Annotated in this window: 15 protein-coding genes; 9 read left to right on the top strand and 6 right to left on the bottom strand. The window is 57.3% G+C overall.

All coding sequences use genetic code 11. The features are described from left to right. The first annotated feature begins 183 nt into the window (after positions 1-183). Together FVQ81_10325 and FVQ81_10320 are read left to right on the top strand one after the other, a co-directional pair. Positions 184-1017, top strand: coding sequence for a hypothetical protein (locus tag FVQ81_10325; GenBank protein MBW7996941.1), 834 nt, complete (start codon positions 184-186; stop codon positions 1015-1017). Next, positions 869-2287, top strand: a complete 1419-nt coding sequence (locus tag FVQ81_10320; protein ID MBW7996940.1) for a cytochrome C — start codon at positions 869-871, stop codon at positions 2285-2287. The genes FVQ81_10325 and FVQ81_10320 overlap by 149 nt, the downstream gene beginning before the upstream one ends. A 246-nt stretch (positions 2288-2533) precedes the next feature. On the opposite strand, the gene FVQ81_10315 is transcribed toward FVQ81_10320, so the two are convergent. Then, entirely contained in the window at positions 2534-2746 is a 213-nt protein-coding gene (locus FVQ81_10315; protein ID MBW7996939.1) for a YceI family protein, read from the bottom strand. Between the two features lie 180 nt (positions 2747-2926). Then, on the bottom strand, positions 2927-3514 hold the full coding sequence (locus FVQ81_10310; protein ID MBW7996938.1) for a hypothetical protein: 588 nt from the start codon (positions 3512-3514) through the stop codon (positions 2927-2929). A gap of 793 nt (positions 3515-4307) precedes the next feature. Between FVQ81_10310 and FVQ81_10305 the strand changes: the two genes are divergently transcribed. The 6 genes from FVQ81_10305 to FVQ81_10280 all read left to right on the top strand — a co-directional run bounded on the left by FVQ81_10305 (position 4308) and on the right by FVQ81_10280 (position 13696). After that, entirely contained in the window at positions 4308-6671 is a 2364-nt protein-coding gene (locus tag FVQ81_10305; GenBank protein ID MBW7996937.1) for a TonB-dependent receptor, read from the top strand. A gap of 212 nt (positions 6672-6883) precedes the next feature. Then, complete coding sequence (modA, locus tag FVQ81_10300; GenBank protein MBW7996936.1) at positions 6884-8377, top strand: molybdate ABC transporter substrate-binding protein; 1494 nt, start codon at positions 6884-6886, stop codon at positions 8375-8377. Further along, positions 8374-9213, top strand: coding sequence for an ABC transporter permease (locus tag FVQ81_10295; protein MBW7996935.1), 840 nt, complete (start codon positions 8374-8376; stop codon positions 9211-9213). The genes modA and FVQ81_10295 overlap by 4 nt, the downstream gene beginning before the upstream one ends. Continuing rightward, positions 9210-9914: an ATP-binding cassette domain-containing protein gene (locus FVQ81_10290; protein MBW7996934.1), complete on the top strand. Its 705-nt coding sequence runs from the start codon at positions 9210-9212 to the stop codon at positions 9912-9914. The genes FVQ81_10295 and FVQ81_10290 overlap by 4 nt, the downstream gene beginning before the upstream one ends. Positions 9915-10025: 111 nt before the next feature. Beyond that, entirely contained in the window at positions 10026-10283 is a 258-nt protein-coding gene (locus FVQ81_10285; GenBank protein ID MBW7996933.1) for a tyrosine-type recombinase/integrase, read from the top strand. 674 nt (positions 10284-10957) lie between these two features. After that, positions 10958-13696, top strand: a complete 2739-nt coding sequence (locus FVQ81_10280) for a DUF3365 domain-containing protein (protein ID MBW7996932.1) — start codon at positions 10958-10960, stop codon at positions 13694-13696. Between the two features lie 173 nt (positions 13697-13869). Here FVQ81_10280 and cysQ read toward each other — a convergent pair whose 3' ends face one another. The 4 genes from cysQ to FVQ81_10260 all read right to left on the bottom strand — a co-directional run bounded on the left by cysQ (position 13870) and on the right by FVQ81_10260 (position 20703). Continuing rightward, positions 13870-14691, bottom strand: a complete 822-nt coding sequence (cysQ, locus tag FVQ81_10275) for a 3'(2'),5'-bisphosphate nucleotidase CysQ (protein ID MBW7996931.1) — start codon at positions 14689-14691, stop codon at positions 13870-13872. Continuing rightward, positions 14688-16424, bottom strand: coding sequence for a bifunctional sulfate adenylyltransferase/adenylylsulfate kinase (locus FVQ81_10270; GenBank protein ID MBW7996930.1), 1737 nt, complete (start codon positions 16422-16424; stop codon positions 14688-14690). The genes cysQ and FVQ81_10270 overlap by 4 nt, the downstream gene beginning before the upstream one ends. A gap of 118 nt (positions 16425-16542) precedes the next feature. Continuing rightward, entirely contained in the window at positions 16543-18693 is a 2151-nt protein-coding gene (locus tag FVQ81_10265) for an alpha-galactosidase (GenBank protein ID MBW7996929.1), read from the bottom strand. 42 nt (positions 18694-18735) lie between these two features. Continuing rightward, positions 18736-20703, bottom strand: a complete 1968-nt coding sequence (locus tag FVQ81_10260; protein ID MBW7996928.1) for a hypothetical protein — start codon at positions 20701-20703, stop codon at positions 18736-18738. A 198-nt stretch (positions 20704-20901) separates the two neighbouring features. On the opposite strand from FVQ81_10260, the gene FVQ81_10255 reads away from it, so the two are divergent. Next, a complete protein-coding gene (locus FVQ81_10255) occupies positions 20902-21786 on the top strand; it encodes an aldo/keto reductase (GenBank protein ID MBW7996927.1) in 885 nt (294 codons plus the stop codon). The last annotated feature ends 19 nt before the right edge of the window (positions 21787-21805 follow it).

Genomic DNA, 21805 nt, shown 5'->3' with positions numbered 1-21805 from the left:
AGAAGACTTGATAAAAGTTGAAAAAAGTTTCTCTAATGAACTAAATTAGCTATTTGAGAAGATGATTTAGAGAGATTATTCCCCCCGTAGATTCTCCCTGACCGCGAAAAACTTTTATTTGTAATAATACCTCTTTCCTGAACGTTAAATAGAAACGGGGACATTTCTCAGGAGAGATTCCGGGTGAGAGTTTCGGTATTTATGTGTAACGGCTTCCTTTGCAAACGGTACAGAGCGCACTCTGCAGATCTACCGTCTCACATGAAAATCGCTGTTTTTACCGGTGTCGTTATTCTCTGCCTGGCCCTCGGCGCGGCAGGAGTCTATGCTCAGGGCGGTCCCCCTATGCTTACCGATGATCCCGGCACGCCGGGAGATGGTCGATTGGAAATCAATCTAGCCGTGACTGTAGAGAAAAACAGGGGAGAGCATCTCTTAGAGAGCCCGCTTCTCGATATTAATTACGGCCTGGGAGACCGGTTACAGCTAAAGTTCGAAGTGCCCTGGCTTTTACTTAAAAACGAGGGCGGGAAGACAAAAAACGGATTGGGCAATTCGACACTGGGAGTGAAATGGCGATTTATTGATCGGGAGGATCATGGAGTAGATATTTCGACCTACCCTCAGTTTGAATTCAACAACCCGACTTCGTCTGCCCGGCGGGGCCTCGTTGAAGATGGTTCGGAATTTCTCCTGCCTTTAGAAGTGGCAGGAGAGCTGGGTCCTCTTTCGGTGAACGGAGAACTCGGCTACGCTTTCCTTTCAAGCGGCGAGGATGAGTTGCTATTTGGCCTTGCCCTGGGACATGAATTCTCGGAAAGGCTCGAATTAATGGGGGAAATCTACGGTACCTCTACTACCGGATTTGATGAGAGCGAGTGGGTTTTCAACCTGGGCGCCAGATTTGAGACTCACCAGGGATTCACCTTGCTGGCCTCAGGCGGGAGAAGTCTCGGTGGTGGCGCAAGTGGCGGCTCGGACTTGCTTCTTTACCTGGGAGCGCAGTTCATCTTTTGAGACATCACGCGAGATACGATACCCTTTAGCCCCGGGGGGGCTGGAGATGGAGGAACGGATGATGAGACGGATAGCTGTAATGTACGGGATAATGAGTTTCACTCTGTTGCCTGTTTTTCTGGCCTTTTCTTCCGGCCACTGTGCAGAGGCAGGCAATAATTTATATGTAGGCTCGCAGATTTGTGAAGCCTGCCATGAGCAGCATTATACGGGCTGGAAAACGACTCTGCACTCCAGGATGGAACAGGAGGTGGTAAAAAGCGGCCCGGAGAAAAACGTCCTGGGAGATTTTTCCAGCCGGGATGACGATCTCACCTTTACCATAAATGATGTAGATATGCTGATAGGGAGTAGATTCAAGCAGAGGTATGCCAAAAAGATAGGTGACGATTATTATATTCTGCCTGCTCAGTGGAATGTTGAAACAAAGGAATGGGTTAAATATTTCCCTAAAAATGACTGGTGGGCTGCAGAAGACATCTATCCCAGGCAATGGAATAAACGCCCGAGTTCGAAATTGTGTGAAGGGTGCCACACCACCGGTTTCGATGTGTTAAAAAAAATTCCCGCTGAACCGAATATCGCCTGCGAGGCGTGCCATGGCCCCGGCGGTCTTCATCTCGACGACGAAAAAGGGGGAAATATCATCAATCCGCTAAAGCTCAGCCATGAGCGGGGCAATATGATTTGTTTTCAATGCCATATGAGCGGAAGGCCGCCCAAAGGAGATTTCGAGGAATATGCCTGGCCGGTGGGTTATAAACCAGGGGAAGATTTGAAGCAATATTGGAATTACGGCAGGCCGACCGGAGAAAATTCATATGAACTGTGGGCCGATGGCAATGCGCATAAAAACCGCGTTCAAGGCAACACTTTTATCCAAAGCAAAATGTACCATTACGGGATTAATTGTTTTACCTGCCACGATTCTCACGGCAGCCGCTATACATCTTTTACCGTAAAATCTTCCGGCACCAACTCATTATGTCTCTCCTGCCACGGAGAAAACTCACCCCAGGCGGTCTATAAAATTTCTCTCTCCGAGCATACTCACCATCAGGAGCAGGGCCCGGGTAGTAAATGCATAGAGTGTCACATGCCGGAGACCGGTAAAAATGCGGTGAAATGGGATTCCCGTGACCACAGCTTCAATTTTCTGTCGCCGCGATCGACACTGGCCAACGGAACCCCCAATGGGTGCAATAACTGTCACCAGGACAAATCCCCGGAATGGGCTTTTAAAGAGATCACCAACTGGAAATTCGAGTAAACCTCAGCCTGAAACCGCCGCTGGTTGTTCTTGAGCTTCGTCAAACTCAGAGAGGTGCCTTTTCAGCCTGTAGAGCCTGATCGCGTTTTCCCGCAGGATGCTCCTTGCAACAAGCTGTTCCTCAGCGAACCTCAGCTACCCTGCCTCGACTTTTTCGGGGGCGGCACCTCGGGGTGCAGTGATCCGACTTGCCGTTACACTATGGCCGTATGTTCCCTCGCAGAAAAGGAAATCCCCTTTAACTCCTCAGGGGGCTTCTTTGGTGAATTCTAAGTTGATGGTAATCTCTACGTTATTGCCGATCATCACCCCGCTAATCTCGCTGAAACTTCCACTGACGTGTGAAATCAGGAAGCGCTTTGCTTTAAAGTGTATGTTTGAATGCTCAGCGTCGATGTTCCATGAAGAAGAGTTGGCAATCACAGGAGCGATAAAAGCAAAAATAACGATGACAGACAATGCAACTCGTTTCGTATTGTTTTTTAAGAATTCTCAATACACTTCGAAAAGCAAAATTCAGGCGGAAGGTCTAAAAAATCTAAAATAGCGCCCATACCGGACTATTTTAAGGGGATTATTGTCAGATTGAATCTTATCTATCATAGTCTTGCCCAACTGCGTACGTGTTCGAAAGTAAGCTCAAGGATGTTTTACCCTGCGTTCGACTTCAGTCAATACATCTGTTAAAATCTTTCGATAATTCTTACTGATCACCAGGCGGTAAATAAAGCCTGGTACGAAAAAATCAGGTTTAGCCACTACAATACACTGCGTGGTGGTAACTCCAGTGGTCTCGTCCTTTGTCAGATGCCAATAACCATAATAATCTTTAAACGGGCCGTGGAGTTGGTAAAAGGAGATGCTGTCCGGGAAGAATTCCTGAACCATGAGCTTCACATACAGATGTCTTCGGAAGAACAGAAAGCTCCCGGTTCCCGCTTGATAGATAATTTTCGCATTTCCCGAATCCGCCAGAACTCCAGATGAATCCATCTCCTCAATGAACTGGGATAGATGCTCATAATCTGTCAACACTTGCCAGATCGCGTCCTGGCAATACGGGATAGCAATCGAGCCAACGGCCATCGTAAGACCGCCTTCAACTTTGAACGCTGATACAGACGGTTTTGCCTTCCGGGACTCAGTAGGGCTCTGTGCTTTCGCCTCCGCGGAGTATGCATTAAAACCCAAAGTCAGGAATAGGGTTGCGAAAAAAACAAAATTCAACTCGTTTTTCCCTATCAGAAGTTGACCCAAGTTAGTCAGGACTTGCTTTTCGTTTTTACAGTAGGCTTTTCCCACTTCTGGAATCGAAAATCAGAGTTTATTGCGCATCTTACTTTTAAACAGTAATTACCGGCATTTCAGCATGCACGATGTTGTACGTCGTCAGAACATGTTGGACATTTGATGTTGAAATTTAAGGTGTAGTTCTCAGTAATTGCAACTGATTTGGAGCCTTCCTTTCCCGAGGTTAAAAGTCTTCCTCATTCTCAGAGCTTCCCGTTTGATCATATTCCTCTGGCCTGCCCACAAAAGCTGTACCACTAATTATAAGAGAACTCAAGCTTTTGCGTTTACCCCTTGACCTGCCCCCCCCCCGAAAACGAGTCCATAGACCTCGACTCCTTTCCAAAAGTTTTAATCCAGGCTCTAACTTATAAACTGGATCAACTTTGGAGGGCAAGGTCACATTACGTTTCAAATGGCAGAGGTGGCAGTCAGCAAGAAGATATTTGCTGAAATTCTGCTCCGGATTGAGCGATTGAGATGTTGCACGGCCTGAAAAATGACACTCCCTGGTATGAACTGTGGGAGAATAGTTGCTTTTTCCCTGCCCAGACCCAGCAAATCATTGATACTTCTGATGAGAACGGATAATTTATCACAGAAACGACGGGAACCCCTTGATGCAAGCTGAAAAGGACGAAAAATTTCGCTCAGGATCGAAAAGGAAAACCATCTTTTGCTGTTTCAATTTTTAGATGGTGAATATCGGCTCAAACCGGTTTTTTTATCTGTGCGGGCTTTTTGCCTGACTGCTGCGCTTTGCCTTCTGGCCGTACCCGGCCGGTCATATCCGCAGCCGCAGACCCCGTCTTCCACGCTCACCGGCGTGGTCAGAAACGCCGAAGACCTGGCGCCGGTCAAGGGCGCATCGGTCTACGTTCCGGAGCTGAGGCGCTCGGCCGTCACCGGCCGGGACGGCACTTTCACCTTGGAGAACCTGCCGTCGGGTAGTTTCCGGGTCAGCTTTTCCTTTACCGGTTTCGCGCCTCAGACCAGGCTGGCGGTGCTGGAGCGGGGGAAAACCAGCCGGCTCGAGATAACCCTCGAGTTGAGCCTGATCGAGATGGAGGCGGTCACCATCACCGGCACCCCCAGGGCGCAGGCTCCGCTGGAGGCGACCCAGGCGGTGGATGTGCTGGCCGGCCGGACGCTGCAGCGCGAATGGACCGGGTCGCTGGGCCAGACCCTGAAGAGTATCGCCGGGGTGGACGTGGTGGCCACCGGTTCCAACATGGGAAAACCGGTGATTCGGGGCCTGAGCGGGCAGCGGGTACGGGTGCTTTACAGCGGGGTGGCCATGGAGTACCAGCAGTTCGGTGTCCGCCACGCGCCGTACCTGGACCCGATGAACGCCGGCCGGATCGAAGTGGTGCGCGGGCCGGCCAGCGTGCTCTACGGCTCGGACGCACTGGGCGGGGTGATCAACGTGATCCCCCCGCTGGTTCCCGTCGCCCCGGCCGGTACGGCCGAACTGCGCGGGGCCGCCACGGGGCAGTATTTTGCGAACAACGGCGAGGTGACCGGGCAGTTGAAACTGGAGGGCGCCCGTGGCGGCCTGGGTTATTACGGGATCCTCACCAGACGCTCGGCGGGCAACCTCAACAGCCCCTCCGTTCCCACTTTCGGCCAGACGGGCGTCAGGGGCGACCCCAGGTTCAGCGGCGAGCTGGACCACACCGATTTCGACCAGCTCACCGGCGCCCTGGGACTGGGCTACCTGTTTCCCACCGCCACGCTGGCCGTGCATTACGATTTCTGGCGCAACGAGGGCAATTTCCTCCTGCCCAGCGGAGGAGCCCTGGGCAACAATCTGGAAAACGACGAACTGCGGGTGGAGGCCCGCTTCGCAGCCGGACCGATCAACTTCAGGCCGGTGTTCAACTACCAGCGCAATCTGCGCCAGGCCAATCCGCCCGGCAAGGGCCGCAGCGAGCTGCCCGGGGCCATCGTCAGGGAAATGGGGCGCGAGGTCTACACCCTGCGCCTGGAGGGCCTGCATACGGCCGGTGAAGTCTTTTCCGGCACTTTCGGCACCGAATTCGCCTTCCACGATCAGAACACCAGCGGGGCCGAACCGCTCACCCCCAGCGCCCAAATCCGCAACTATGCAGTCTACCTCTTCGAGGAGGCCCTGCTGAAGCGCTGGAGTTTTTCGGCCGGATTGCGATTCGACCACCGGCGGGTCGAAGCCCGGGCCAACCCGAACCTCAAACTGCCGGACTACGGGGCCGGGGAATCCGCGGGAGACCTGAAAAACAGCTACAACTCGATGGCCGCATCTTTCGGCGGGAGCTGGCGGCCGGTCGAAGAGCTGGCGGCCGCTTTCAACCTCGGCCGCGGCTTCCGGGCGCCCGACGTGTTCGAGCTGCACGCATTCGGCGAACACGGCGGAGTTCTCGCCTTCCAGTTGGGCGACCCCCGTCTCGAACCGGAATCATCGCTCAACGCCGACCTGTCCCTCAGGTGGCGCTCCCCCCGGCTCGAAGCTTCCGCCACCGTTTATCGCAATTCGATCGACAACTACATTTTTCTGCTCAACGATCCCGCTCTGGCAATCGCCGAAAACGTCAAGGACCTGCCGGTATACCGCACCCGGCAGACCGACGCCCTGCTCACGGGCTTCGACCTGTCGGTCAAGTGGTCCATCCTTTCCTGGCTGGCCTGGGAGAACACTTTTGCGGCGGTGAACGGGGAAAATGAGCGTACCGGGGCCGAACTGCCCCTGATGCCGCCGGACAGGTACGGCTCCACCCTCATCTTTTCGCGCCGGAGCCTGGGCGGGATTAAAAACCTGAGGGTCGAGTTCAATCTCAGGCACACCCGGTCCAAGCGTTCGGCCGGACTCTACGAGCCGTTTTCCCAGTTCGATATTTCCATTCCCTTCGGCGTGGCTTCTACCGGCTCTTATACCCTGTTGAACCTGGACGTGGGTTTCGATATCGACGCCGGCAGGGACCGGCTGACGGTCAACCTGGGTGTGCTCAACCTTGCCGACGAAGACTATCGGGACTTCCTCGACACCTACAAGGGCTATGCGATGAGTCCGGGCAGGAACGTCTACCTCAAGCTGAAAGTACCGTTCAACCTGCTTTGATCTGTGGCCGGCGGTGTTTTTTCCGGGATTTCGCCTCGCCTGCGGACCCTTCCTCACTCCGGGGCACCCCGCGGCCCTTGCACCGGCTACCCTCCTCTGCATTGTGTTGCCCGGAGTGCGGCATTGAGGTATTTTGTAGCTTCGTGCGGCCTCCGGGAGTGCACAAAATCGCTCGCCGTCTTTCCGGCAATCGCAGCGGAGTGAACCGGCTGATGAACACTTTCTGGAAGATTTTCGGTATTTCCCTCTTTATCGTGGCCGGCTGCGCGGCCCTGCTCTTCTGGAAGCAGGAAGATAAAACCAGCGGCCCCGGGGCAGGCGAACTGGTGCTCTACTGCGCGGCCGGGATCAAGCTGCCGGTAGCCGAAGCGGCCGCCCGATACGAGCGGACCTACGGGGTGCGGGTCCAGCTCCAGTACGGAGGGTCGGGCACGCTGCTGAGCAATCTGGCCATCGCCCGCACGGGAGACCTTTACCTGGCTGCCGACCGCAGCTATCTCGATGCGGCCCGCGCCCGGGGCCTGGTGGCAGAATCGGTTCCCCTGGCCGTGCTGCGCCCGGTAATCGGGGTCCGCCGGGGCAACCCGAAGAACATCCGCTCGGTGGAGGATCTGCTCGACGGCGGCGTGCGCCTGGCCCTGGCCAATCCAGAAGCCGCTTCCATCGGCAGAAAGACCAGGAAGCTGCTCGAGCAGACCGGCCTCTGGCACCAGATCGAGCAGGCCGCAGTTGTCTACAAGCCCACCGTGACCGAAATCGCCAACGACATCAAGCTGGGGGCCGTCGACGCCGGGGTGATCTGGGACGCCACCGCCAACCAATACGAAGAGATCGAAGCGGTCCGGGTGCCTCTGTTCGACGGGGCGGCCACCGAGGTGGTGATCGGCGTGCTCACCAGTTGCCGGAACCCGGCTGCGGCCCTGCGTTTCTGCCGTTATCTGGGCGCGCCCGAACGCGGCCAGAGGGTTTTCGCCAACTGGGGGTTCGAGCCGGCCCCGGGAGGTGACCGGTGGAGCGAGCACCCCGAGATCGTCCTCTTCAGCGGCGGGGTGAACCGGCTGGCGATCAAGGAAACTGTAGCCGAGTTTTCCAGCCGCGAAGGGGTGACCGTCACCACCGTCTACAACGGCTGCGGCATCCTGGTGGCCCAGATGAAGGCCGGGGAGCGGCCGGACGCCTACTTTGCCTGCGACGTGTCGTTCATGACCGAAGTGGCCGACATCTTTCTGGATACCGAGGATATTTCCAGCACCCCGATGGTGATCGCGGTGGCCTGGGGCAATCCCCTCGGGATAAAGTCACTGGATGATCTGGCCCGCCCCGGGCTCCGTCTGGGCGTGGCCAACACGCAGCAGAGCGCCCTGGGGGCGCTGACCGCGAAGCTCTTGAAGGAGCTGGGTATTTACCAGGCGGTGATGAAGAACGTCAACTCCCGGACACCCACGGCCGACCTGCTGGTCAACCAGCTGCGCACGGGCAGCCTGGACGCGGTCATCGTCTACCAAGCCAACCTGTCCAGGGTCAGGGACCTGCTGGGGATAGTGCCGATCGACCACCGGTCGGCCCTGGCGGTGCAGCCTATCGGCGTGGCCGCCGAAACCGGCTATCCCCGGCTGACCTCCCGGCTGGTCCGGGCCATCCGCTCGGCCCAGTCGGAAAAACGATTCAGGCAAGCGGGGTTCGAGTGGCTGGTGAAAGCACAATGACCGCCGCGCCGGACAAGGCCCCGGAGGGCTACCGGCCGCCATCGGACAGGGTCTTCTTTTTCTGCCTGATCCTGTTGGGTTCCAGCTACATCCTGATCATCGTCGCCATGCTGGTGGCAGACGCCACCTTTACCACCCCTTCGCATTTTCTGGCCTCCTTCAGGAGTCCTGAAATCCGCTACGCCATCTGGCTCAGCCTCTGTTCGTGCACCATCACCACGGTGATGTCCCTCTGGGTGGCGGTGCCGATCGGTTACCTGATGAGCCGCTTCCAGTTTCGCGGCAAGGTGGTGATCGATGCGGTGATGGACATCCCGATCGTGCTGCCTCCCCTGGTGATTGGACTCAGCCTGCTGATCCTGTTCCAGACCCCGGCCGGCCGCCTGTTCCAGGGCCTGGTCAAGGTGACCTACGAGATACCCAGCGTGATCCTGGCCCAGTTCATGGTGGCCTGCGCCTTTGCCGTGCGCACCATGCAGGTCACTTTCGACCAGATCAACCAGCGCCAGGAGCAGGTGGCCCTCACTCTGGGCTGCAGCCGTGCACAGGCGTTCTGGATCGTGGTTTTCCCCCAGGCCCGGCGCGGACTGCTCACCGCGGCCAGCCTGGCCTGGGCCCGGGCCCTGGGTGAATTCGGCCCGATACTGATTTTTTCCGGGGCCACCCGGATGAAAACCGAAGTGCTGCCGACCACTATCTTTCTGGAGCTGACCGTGGGGAACATCGAAGCGGCGGTGGCGGTTTCGCTGCTGATGGTCCTCTGTGCGGCCGCCGTACTGGTAATCGTGCGCATCTACGGCAGGGATGCGCCGTTTGGAAAGCTGTTGCGCCTATGATATCGGTGAACGAACTGGATCTCGACGCCGGCGGGTTTTCCCTGCGGGGAGTGTCCTTCGAAATCCCCACCGGCGGCTACGGGGTGCTGATGGGCAGGACCGGCAGCGGCAAGACCACCATCCTCGAGGGCATCTGCGGGCTCCGCCCGGTGCGCTCGGGCACCGTTTGCCTGATGGGGCGCGACGTGACCCGGCTGAAACCCGGTGAGCGCGGCATCGGCTACGTGCCCCAGGACGGGGCCCTGTTTACCACCATGACCGTCCGGGAGCACCTCGCCCTGGGACCGACAATCCGCCGGCATCAGCCGGATGAAGTGGCCCGGCGGGTGGCGGAACTGGCCGAGATGCTCGGGATCGAACACCTGCTGGAGCGCAAGCCCGCCGGTCTGAGCGGAGGCGAAATTCAGCGGGTGGCCCTGGGACGGGCCCTTTCCATCCGGCCCCGGGTCCTTTGCCTGGACGAACCGCTGCACGCCCTGGATGACGAAACCCATGAGGAGATGTGCCGGCTGCTGGTGGAATTGCGCCGCCAGAGCCGGGTGACCACCCTGCACGTCACCCACAGCCGGAGCGAAATGGAGCGGCTGGCCGACCATCTGTTCGTCCTGGAGGACGGGGCGGTTTCCCTGGAGAGGACTCGCCTGCCGGCCGCGGGGGGAGCGAGTCCTGACGCAATCGGCCATCCTGTTGATAAGGAGTAATATTTGCGGCAATGACAAGTGCGGCCAAGGGGTTGAGACGGGAAGGTGAAAACGTGGCTTCAAAATCGAAAAAACAGGCTTAGATAACTTAGATCAACTTTGATATGGTGAATGTCGGTTATACATCCAGCGACAGGAATGGGGGAGTCGCACCCTGGGATAAGGTTGCTAAAAAGGGCTAAAGTCCGCTACCGAAAGTTCCACGACATCAGGCACACTTTTGCCAGTCACCTGCTTAGCCAGGGTGAAAGTCCGGTTTATGTCAAAGAACAGTTGGGCCATGCCAGCATTCAGATGACGGTGGACATCTACGGCCATTGGATTCGGACAGCAGAAAACGGGCAGGCAGTTGATCGGTTAGACGAGTAATTTCCCATTTTCCAATTAACAATTTATTGCGGAATATATCAAAAACGGATTAAGGAGGCCGGAAGAATGAAATAGAGTCGCATGGGCATACATATCAATAAAATTAGAATCAGTGGAAAAGAGTGACAGCAAGGAATGGCAACTTCCTCTTGCTTCTTCTGATGCGCAGTATTATCAATACAAAACTGCCACGTTAGGAAGTAACAATGGATTGCCGTTTTTTTTATAGGGGTAACCTTGGCCATCTCAAGGTTCCCCTGTTGCCGAAAACGGTAGTCCGTCCTGATGTGGCAGTCAGCGAAGGTTACTCCCGCAAGTAGGCAACGGGGGCTTTTGTTTTTATCCTCCCCGACCTGCCCCCATGCGGCTTGAAACCCTCGCATTCAATAACCACCGAGCAGTTACAACAATCCGAAAGGCTTATAAATAACCTGCTACAGGAAGTATGGAATGTAGCTGCGTAAAATTTGTGCATCCCTTTCTTCTTCTTTAATCCCCGCCAGGAGGCTTCGATGACTATTATGGCCACAATTTTCGGTTTAATTGCCCTTTTTATTATTATCACCATGATCGCCGGGTTAATTCGGCTGAATATCGGCTTAGATAACCTCTATCAACTTTGATATGGTGAATGTCGGTAATACATCCAGAGACAGGAATGGGAGAGTAGCACCATGGGGAAAGAAAGCAAAGTGTTCCTAACCTGGCCACATCATCTCAGACCTTTGATTTTGAGTGTTGCAGTTTTCTGGACATTGATAATTGGCGCAGCGTTATGGCGGGGATTTATTCAAGTGGAGAATAATAATAATGAGGATGCGTTTTTGGAAGCAAAAGTCGCTTTTAGCAAGGACTTATTGTACCGGCGTTGGGCAGCGAGGCATGGCGGTGTTTATGTACCGATAACAGAAGAGACACCTCCCAATCCATATCTTTCCCATGTTGAGGAGCGTGATATTACGGCTTCTTCCGGAAAGCGTTTAACCTTGATAAATCCTGCCTGCATGACACGCCAAGTCAATGAACTTTCACTTGGTGAAAATGGGCTTCGTGGCCATATCACGAGCCTTAAGCTGATCCGGCCGGAAAATGCCCCTGATCCATGGGAGAGGACAGCACTTGAAGCATTTGAAAGAGGGGAGGCGGAAGTCAGTTCTATCGCGTTCATCGAGGGTAAAGCACACATGCGTATGATGCGGCCTTTGATAACCGAGGAAAGGTGTCTTAAATGCCATGCTGCTCAAGGTTATTCTGCAGGTGATATCAGGGGTGGTATCAGTGTTTCAGTACCGATGGCTCCCCACCTGGCACAGGCCAAAAAGATGAAAACGTCTCTGCTATATGAGCTCAGTGTTATCTGGCTTTTAGGGCTATTGGGTATAGCAGTTGCAGATCGGCGTATCCGTGCCCATGAGAACAGCCGAAATGCGGCAGAGAAGGAATTGAGAAAACATCGTGAAGGGCTGGAACAACTGATTGAAGAACGTACAGCAGACTTGAAAAGGACGAATGAAGAACTTAAGAGCGAAATCACCGAGCGCAAGCAGGCAGAGGAGGCGCTGCGGGAGAGCGAGAGATATCTGGTCAAGGCCCAGGACGTTGCAAAAGTTGGCAGTTGGGCATGGGATGCGCATACCGATGAGGCGGTATGGTCAGATCAAACTTACCGTATCTTTGGATATCAACCCAAGGAAATAGTACCATCATTGCAATGGTTACTGGTAATGTTGCACCCTGATGATTCCGAGCGGGTAAAAGACGGGGTGGAAAAATCGATGAAGACCCGTGATCCCTACGATATGGAGTACAGGGTCATCCGTAAAGATGGAAAGGAAATTATTGTTCACTCGAGGGGAGAGGTTGTGTTAGATGAAAAAGGTGAACCAACCGGTATGATTGGAACTATTCAGGACATCACCGAGCGCAAGCGGGCCGAGGAGAAACTGCAACAGGAAATTAGATTGAACAAAATTCTTCTGGATGGATTTCCAGGTTTTGTAATGTTGTTGCGAGTCTCTACTCGTGAAGTTGTAATATCCAATAGAATTGCCAGAGATGGTGGTGCCGATCCTTGCACTCAATGCTTTTCGACAATTGGGCAACGAGGAGACCCTTGTCCCTGGTGTTTAGCTCCAAAAGTGTGGGAGACAGGCCAATCTCAACATATAGAAGTATGGGCGTTAGGCATATTATGGGATGCCTACTGGATACCAGTAACAGAGGATTTGTACTTGCACTTCGCCTTCGACATCACCGATCGCAACCAACTCGAAGAAGAGCGTATCAAAGCCTCCAAGCTTGAATCCATCGGTGTTCTTGCCGGTGGGATCGCCCACGATTTCAACAATATCCTGACAGTTATTCTGGGTAATATATCCCTGGCAAATATATTTGCAGGCGAAGACGTTAAGAAGACCAGGGAGGTACTGGTCGAAGCTGAGAGGGCCAGCTTGAAAGCGACGAATTTGACCCAGCAGCTACTGACTTTCTCGAAAGGTGGAGAACCGGTTAAGGAGACGACCTCGATTTCAGGATTGATAATAGAGGCTACAGAATTCTCTCTTAGAGGTTCCAATGTAAAATGCAGGCATTACATCTCAAAAGACCTCTGGCCCTGCGAGGTTGATGCGGGTCAGATCGGCCAGATGATCGACAACATTATAATCAACGCCGACCAGGCCATGCCGGAGGGCGGGACGATCAGCGTCCGGGCTAAGAACGTTGCTGTCAGCTCCGAGGATGTTTTGCCGCTGGCTGAGGGAAGGTATGTAAGGATAACGATCAAGGATCAGGGGACCGGCATACCTGAAGAACATCTACCGAGGATATTCGATCCCTATTTCACGACCAAGCAGACAGGGAGTGGACTCGGGCTTACCACATCGTATTCGATCGTCAAGAGGCACGGTGGTCATCTTGCCGTGGAGAGTGAGCGTGACATCGGGACAACTTTCCAGATCTATCTTCCTGCTTCAGCCGAGCAGGCAGAGAGAGAAGAAGAAGAGCGGGTGGAAACCGCCGTAATCAAGGGCAGGGTTCTGGTGATGGATGATAAGCGTAAAGTGCGTGAAGTGGCCATCAGGATGCTGGAGCACATAGGGCATGAGGCGGAATGCGCCAAAAATGGTACTCAGGCCATCGAGATGTACGAGCAGGCAAAGGACTCCGGCAAACCGTTTGATGCGGTGATTCTGGACCTGACGATTCCCGGCGGCATGGGAGGCAAGGAGACGATCGAGAAGTTGAAGGAAATAGACTCGAAAGTAAAAGCAATAGTATCGAGCGGCTACTCCAACGATCCTGTGATGGCCAACTATCACGATTATGGGTTCAGAGGTGTTGTGCCAAAGCCGTTCAAGATTGAGGAACTGAGAAACGTACTGCACAGGGTGATGAAGGAAGAGAGCGGTTGATTTGGGAAAAAGTGTTTAACTTAGTGTCCATTTTAGCGGGGCAATTCCAAACTAAGCCAGGTGGGCAAGCTGTTTGCCACAGCCGGCGGGGCCGATGAGGGCGAGGTGTTCGAGGCCGCCAACCGGCTGGGCAAATAAGTGTGCCTGGACTTTAAATTGCGCAGCTTTCGAGATTATTTCAGCGCCTCGAGCGCCTTCTCCAGTAACTCCGGCCGGGTTACAAGAAAGCCCTGCTGCAGAATCCCGTCAGCCGGGTCGAATCCAAGTTGATTCCCATCCAGGTCGGTCACCTCGCAGCCCGCTTCGCGGGCCACGGCCACGCCGGCGGCAGTGTCCCAGATACTGGTGGGGCCGAGCCGGGGATAGATATCGGCCGCGCCCTCGGCCACCAGGCAGATTTTGATCGAACTGCCGCTGCGCAGCGTTTCTGTAGCCCCCAGGCGGGCCAGGAACTCCTCGGTGGATTTGGAGCTGTGCGAGCGGCTGATCGCGGCCCGCAGGCTGTCACCACTTGGTGCTGCGGAAATCTGCTGGGCAGGTGAGCCGGAAATCTGTTTCCAGGCTCCCAGGGCGCGGGCGCTGAAATAGGCGGTTCCGCCTGCCGGGGCCACTACCACGCCCATGATCGGGTTGCCGTCCTCCACCAGCGCGATATTGACCGTGTATTCGTCCAGCCCGGCCAGGAAGTCCCTGGTTCCGTCCAGCGGGTCCACCAGCCAGAACTGCTCGCAGGAGCCGGACTCGACCCCGTCGAGGTCACCCTCCTCGCTGATTACCACCAGCCCTGGCTCCAGCTTGGCGAGACCATCCATGATATGCTCGTGGGAGGTCCTGTCGGCCAGCGTGACTGGGGAGCCGTCGCTCTTGGTTTCCACGGTGCCGCCCGCGGATGGCTGGAAGGCAACGGTCTTAACTCCCGCACCCCTGGCGATACCGATAATCTCCGGCAGGATTTTGCCGAGCAGTTCGGCGTCGAATTCCAGCCGCCGGCTCATTCGTCGTTCTCCATCGGGCCGATGTAGCCTTCTTTTTCGAGAGATAGAATCACCTGCTGGGCGGCTTCCTCGGCGGTCAGTTCGCCGGTGTCGAGCACGATCTCGGCGTCGGCGGGTTCCTCGTAGGGGTCCGAGATGCCGGTGAACTGCTTGATAATCCCGGCCCTGGCCTTGGCGTAGAGACCCTTGCGGTCGCGCTGCTCGCAGACTTCGAGCGACGTCGAAACGTGGACCAGCAGGAACCCGCCCAGCGGCTCGATTTCGGCGCGGACCTGCTTGCGGATGCTGTCGTAGGGGGCAATCGGCGCGCAGATCGCGATGCCGCCGTTCTTGGTGATTTCGCCGGCCACGTAGCCGATCCGCAGGATGTTTATATCGCGGTGCTCCTTGCTGAACCCCAGTTCGCTGCTGAGGTTCTTGCGCACGATATCCCCGTCGAGCATGGTGATCGGCCGCGTGCCGCCCATCTCCATCAGCTTGACCATCAGCACGTTGGCCACAGTTGATTTGCCGCTGCCCGAAAGTCCGGTGAAAAAGACGGTGAATCCCTGCTTGCGCCGGGGCGGGTAGGTTTTGCGCAGCTCCTTGACCACGTCGGGAAACGAAAACCAGTCCGGGATATCCGTGCCTTTGGAGAGCCGGTCCCTGAGCTGGGTGCCGCTCAAGTTGTAAACGTTGGCTCCCTCGGGGACCTCGTCATCCGGCATGTACTCATCGCGGTCCTTCACGTAAACCATCATCTTAAACGGCACCATCCCTATTCCCAGTTCCTGCTCGTACTCTTTCAGCATCTCCTGGGCGTCGTACGGGCCGTAGAACGGCTTGCCGCTGGAGTCGGAACCCGGACCGGCGTGATCTCGCCCGACAATCAGGTGCGTGCAGCCGTAGTTCTTGCGGATAATCGCGTGCAGGACACACTCCCTGGGGCCGCCCATCCTCATCGCCAGCGGCAGCAGGTTGAGCGAAACAGTGTTGTAGGGATAGCTTTTCAGAATCGCCTGGTAGCAGCGTACGCGGGTGTAATGGTCCACGTCTCCCGGCTTGGTCATGCCCACCACGGGATGGATCAGCAGGTTGGCTTCCAGGTCCCTGGCGGCGCGGAAAGTTAGTTCCTGGTGGGCGCGATGCATGGGGTTGCGGGTCTGGAACGCCACCACCTTGCGCCAGCCGAGAGCGCTGAAGCGTTCGCGCACCTCGCGCGGACCCTGGCGCAGTTCCCTGTAATCGTAATGATGAGGCAGCTGGATGCCATGGAGCTTTCCGCCTGCATACCAGGGGTGCGACATGTAGTGCAGGTGGTTCACACCGGGGTGCTCCGGGTTGTCGGTGCCGAATACCCGGCGGGCCTCTTCGGCGCGGTCGGGCTGCCAGACGTCCTGAATTTCCAGCACGGCCACCATCACGCCCTCCATGTCCCGCAGCGCCAGCATGGATCCTGGTTCCAGCGAGGAGGCGGTCTGCTCATCCACATCCAGTGTAACCGGGATCGGCCAGAGAGTTCCATCGGCCAGGCGCATGTCCGAGCAGACTTTTTCGTAGTCTTCGCGGTTCATGAACCCGGCCAGCGGGCTGAACCCGCCGTTCATCAGCAGTTCGATATCGCAGAGCTGACGGGGAGTCAGGTTCCATTCGGACCAATCTTTGGAGCCGGTTTTTAACTCATCGGCCCGCTGCCGGTCAACTATTAATTCGGACAATTCGCCCCCGTGGGGGGCAATCAGATGCGGCGTCATTACTCGATCCTTGTTTTGATAATTTACATACGGCTGCCTGCGACAGACGGAAAAAGGAGATAAATAACCCCCAGGCACAATATTATCAAGGTCTCTGTCCGGGAACACGTGAGACATCTCACTCCGCCGGAGCGGCCCGCACCAGCAGGTTACCGTCCACGCTGCACTCGAACGTATCGTGTCCGGTGGCTGCCAGCCGGCCCAGTTCCTTGCCGGTGGAGTAGTCGGTCAGCAGGTATTGTCTGCCGGGTTCCAGGCCCCGCAGTTCTGCCTTACCGTCGAACCCCTGGGCGAAAATCCCGTAGTAGAGCGTGTCGCCGCGGGCCACCACGTGCGTCTCTGGAAGGTCCCAGCCGATATCGTAGAGGTTGAGGTAGGTGCCCTCGTGGAGACGGAGCCGGTCAGAGAGCTCAAACCAGTGCCGCCAGTGGCTGCGGATTCCGAGATGTCTTTTGCGCTCGTCCTCACCGGGAGAGTCGGCCAGACCGGTGAACTTGCTGCCGATCACTCCCCCCAGGGCGAGCGTACTGGCGAAATCGCTGCCGACCTCTCTGACTTCGACTCCATCGCCCGGATAAGGCCCGGTCGAGAGTTCCACGTGGTCGCCGTAGAGAGCGGCGTCATCTCCCAGCAGAGCGCGGTAGGTTTTGATCCGGGCGCGGACCTGATCGCTGGAGACAGGGTCGGCGGAGACCTGCTGGTTGTAGAACTGCATCTTGAACGGATCGTGGGGCAGGCCGCATTCGCAGACCTCCATTACCGCGCCCGGCTTGATCCGCTCGGCTTCCTGCTGCAGCGCCTGGAAGAACGAGGCCACCGCCCGGCACGACTCCTCGGGGTGCTTGTGGCCGTGGGCCGGGTTGTAGCACGGGGTCACCATCCCCAGGCAGCCGCCGTCCATCTTGAATCCGTCGTAATCCCAGTCTTCAAGGAAACGCCTCACCAGCTCTTTCTGCTGCTCCACTACCGGAGGATACGCCGGGCAGAGCTGGGACACATCCCACCAGTCCTCGCGTTTTTCCCGGCCCTCGCTGTCCAGCACCACCCAGTCGGGATGTTCCTCGATCAGCGGGTCGGTGCTCTGGACGTTCATCGGCACCCACCACAGCTTGGCCTTGAACCCGGCGGCGTGGATACTGTCCACCAGCGCCCGCATGTCGGCGTCACCGCGGGGGAATTTTTCCTTGATCAGCGGCCAGTCTCCGATACTCTGCTGGAACCCGTCGTCGATCACCACCCAGGGGATCCCCAGATCACGGACAGCCGGCAGGGTTTTATAGATGTCCTGCGGAGTGAAATCGCGGCCGAATCCCCAACCGCACCAGATCGGCTCGTATGCGTCCGGCGGGACTTTGGCGAACGTGAACGGACCCCGCTCAAGCAAGGCTCCGTAGGCTTTTAACGGCGCATAGAAATCACCGCGGAACGCGCCCACCATCACCGGCAGCCCGGGCTCGGCGCCTGTTTCGTCCGGCCGGATGAACTCGGCGGGTCTGTCCAGCGAGATTGTCACCGAGCCGTCGGGACCGGTATTTACCGGCAGCGACATCACGTGGTGCACCGTATCGATCTGGGCCAGGGCCAGGCCGGCACCGGCGGTCCAGAGGTAGTTAAACGGATAGCCTCCGCCCTCGCGCTGTTCCGGCAGATGGCGGACAGTCCAGTTTTCGGCCGCGTAGTCCTCGGTAACCTCGATCCGGGTGTGCCACTTGCCCCACTGGTAACCCGCTCCCTGAAACAGGTAAAAATCATGGGGGGCCGCCTGGGGGTCGGCCAGGTCGGCGCGGAGGTTCAGCCGGTAGAAACTGACTCCTCCCAGCCGGGCCATCGCAGCACTGTCCAGTCCTGAGATATCGGCCCGGCAGACAATCACGCCGGGTTTTTTATCAACAAGACGGATTTCCACCCGCACCTTCAGTTCGGAAAGCGGGCTGCTTCCAACCGGTTGCATCTCAACCTTCAGCCCCTCTCCCGGCCCGAACTCATCGTCCGCCGGAGCCTGGTAGCTTTCAACCGAGGACGGCATCAGCTCCACCAGATTGCCGTCCGAATCCACCAGGGCGAACGCGGCATTCTTACCCGTGCTGAGCGGCACCTCTCCGCCGGAAGCCTTGAGACTCACTTGCAGGCCTCCGGACGGGGTCAGTTCCACCCTGATCTGCTCGTCTTCGAGCACCCGCCCGCCCGAAGATGAACCGCAGGCAAAAAGAGCGGTAAGCATCATGGTAACAATGGTCGAAGTGACTACGGAAATTCTGGTGCAGAACATGGTAACTGGCTCCTGTTGATTGTTCGGCCGGTTCGGGGAAATCTAATTCTGGCGCAGGAATAGGGGCAGTATGTCCAGCGGGGCCGGGTGCCCGTTGAGTTGTTTCGGTCCAAGATGGGTTTCGCCGCTGTGGAAGTCCTTCCATTGCCCCCTGGGGAGGTATATATCCCGCGCCCGGATACCTTTTTCCAGCACGGGCGCCACCAGTACGCTGTCGCCGAGCATGAACTGGTCGGAGATACCGTAAGTGATTTCATCGGCCGGGTCCAGGAAAAACAGGGGCCTGGCGATTGGCCGGCCGGTCTGCTGAGCGTCGAGCGCGAGCCGGTAGATATAGTCGCCGAACTGTTCGTGGAGCTCGGCGTAGCGGCGGCAGATTTCAGCGGACCGCCGGTCGAGATTCCACGGGGCGTAGCTGAACTGCATCATCGGCATCAGGCAGCTGGCCTGGGTCCAGCGGATAAACAGCTCCGGGTCCATGCCCTTGAACTCGGCGCTGATAAAATCGCCGTCCAGGCCGCCGCCGATAATGTCCGGGCAGAAATAGGGATAACCGATCAGTCCCTCGCTCATGCCGTGGGGCACGAGCGAGCCCAATCCAGACCTCCGGCTCCAGTTGTTATTCTTGTCGCGCAGTCGCTGGACGAGTCCCTCCTCCTGCATCAGCCAGCTCACCCGGTACTCGTTGATCAGGAAATGGGTGCCGACCCCGGCGAACAGGTCGGTGTAGCGGTTGGGGCTGACATTGCCGAAGGTGACGAAGTCCGGCTTGAAAAACCCGGCGTCGCCGGCGTCGAGCTTGAACCCGTCGATCCCGAAGCGCCGCTGGAGGCCCTTGAGCTGGTCGACATACCAGCCGAAAGCCTCCGGGTTGGAAAGGTCCACCAGGGCGCTGGTCCCGTTCCACCACTCGATACCCGCCGGAGTGACTCCGTCGGACTCACGCACCAGCCAGCCGCGCTGTTTGAGGTGGGCGAAATTATCGGCGTCGAAATCGACGAAAGGGGTGACCCAGAGGATCAGCTTGAATCCCAGGGCGTGCATGCTGTCGGCCATCATTTCCGGTTCGGGGAATTTGACCGGATCGAACACCCGGTCGCCGTAGTGCGCCTGCCAGCGGTCGTCGATCATGAACACGTCGCAGCCGAATTTATTTTTCCTCAGCGTGTTGGCGTACTCCAGCACGTCCTGCTGGTTCACGTCGAGATGGAACTCGATCCAGGTGTTGAAAATCGGACTGGCGAAATATCCCCGCGGCGGTACAGTGCGCGGCCGCCCGGCCAGAGAGGTGAACGTGTCGAAAGCTTCGACAATATCGGAACCGGCGATCAGGCGGTATTCCAGGTGCGCCGTCTGCTTGACATTAAACCGGAACCGGCCGTCGGAGTCACGGTTGATCGCAAAGCCCATCGGCTGGTAGGTGGGTACGAAAAAGCCCGCGCCCGAGGAGGTCAGCCATCCGGGTGTGGTCTGGTTGCTGCTCGACAGGAACGGGTCCAGCTCGATTTCGCCGGTCTCCAGGGGCCAGTTGTGAGTGCTGGTGATATTCCCCCCGTACCAGTGTCCACCGGGTTCCAGCTCCCAGACCTGCTCGATCTGGCCGCAGAGCGGCTCGCCCTCCAGCCAGACCCGGACGAACGCGTTGTCCTCGAACGGGGTGACAGTCATGATCGCTTGCGTTTGCGGGTCGGAGGTCGCCAGTTGCAGCCAGAGACCGTCACCCTGGACCAGCCAGTCCTCCACCGCGTCGAAAGTTATCCGTCGGCCATCGATTGTCGCCGATCCGGCCTCGCCGGGTGCGGTAGCCGCGATAACCTCGCCGTCGCGCACCAGGCTCATCCGCCAGGGGGATTTTACGATCGTCAAGCCCCAGTTACCGGCGCGTGCCTCGATTACCGCGCCGTTTTGCGCTTCTCCGGCGGTAAACCCGACCGCGCACTCGACCGACCGGGGAACCAGGATGGTAACAGACGCGATGATGACCAGAAAGGTGCGGACAATGTGCGGCATCGAATTTCCCCGTGCAGCGTCGAATCAGTCGGTTTGTGATTTTTTCATAACCTCGGCAAACCGCAATATTGCACGGCTGAATGAGATTGGCAAAGATTTTCGTACTGAATTGTCCGGTTTAGGATTGCGCAACACTTTGTTCAACCTTATAAATGGTAGTAGCCCAAGGCATCCATTTCAACCTGGAGAACAGAGACGATGCGAAACATAGATCGCAGAACCTTTATCCGCAGCGCGCTGGTCGGCGCCGGCGCGCTGGCCCTGCCGTCGTGGTCCGGCGGCTCCCTCGACACGCTTGTCGCGGCCCCGGCGGCCGGCTGCAGCGCCACGGACATGGTCACCCTCGGCAGCTCGGGGATAGTAACCAGCCGGCTGGCCGTCGGCAGCGGTACGCACGGAGTGCGGAAAAGTTCCAACCAGACACGGCTTGGGCTGGACAAGTTCGTCGGGTTGATCCGCCACGGCTTCGAGCGCGGTGTGACATTCTGGGACATGGCCGACCAGTACGGCTCGCACCCCTGTTACCGCGAGGCGCTGAAACACGTACCGCGGGAAAAAGTGGTGATCCTGACCAAGTCCACCACGCGCGACGCCGCCGGGATGAAAGCGGATATCGAGCGCTTCCGCCGCGAGCTGGACACCGACGTGATCGATATCCTGCTGCTGCACAGCTTGATGGATCCGGGCTGGACGGCGAAGATGCAGGCCACGATGGATGTTGTCTCCGAGGCCCGCGAACAGGGGGTCCTGCGGACATTCGGCGTGAGCTGCCACGACCTGGGCGCGCTGAAAGCGGCTGTGGCCAGCGACTGGGTGGAGGTGATCCTGGCGCGGATCAACCACGCGGGCGCGGCGATGGACGGATCGCCGGAAGTGGTTGCCCCTGTGCTGAGGGAAGCTCACGACAAGGGCAAGGGCATAATCGGCATGAAACTGGCCGGAGCGGGCCGTATCCGCGACCAGCTCAGCGAGTCGCTGAGCTACGTGCTGAGCCTGGGTTCGGTGGACGCGTTTACGATGGGATTCGAATCCACAGCGGAGCTGGATGATTTCTGCGACAAGGTTGCCGCTCTCGGCGCATGATCCGGATCCGGAACCGGGA

It is taken from the genome of Candidatus Glassbacteria bacterium (genome assembly GCA_019456185.1).
Classification (GTDB): domain Bacteria; phylum Gemmatimonadota; class Glassbacteria; order GWA2-58-10; family GWA2-58-10; genus JAJRTS01.
Note: the sequence above shows the minus strand (reverse complement) of the source record. Positions and strands in the feature narration are given on the sequence as shown.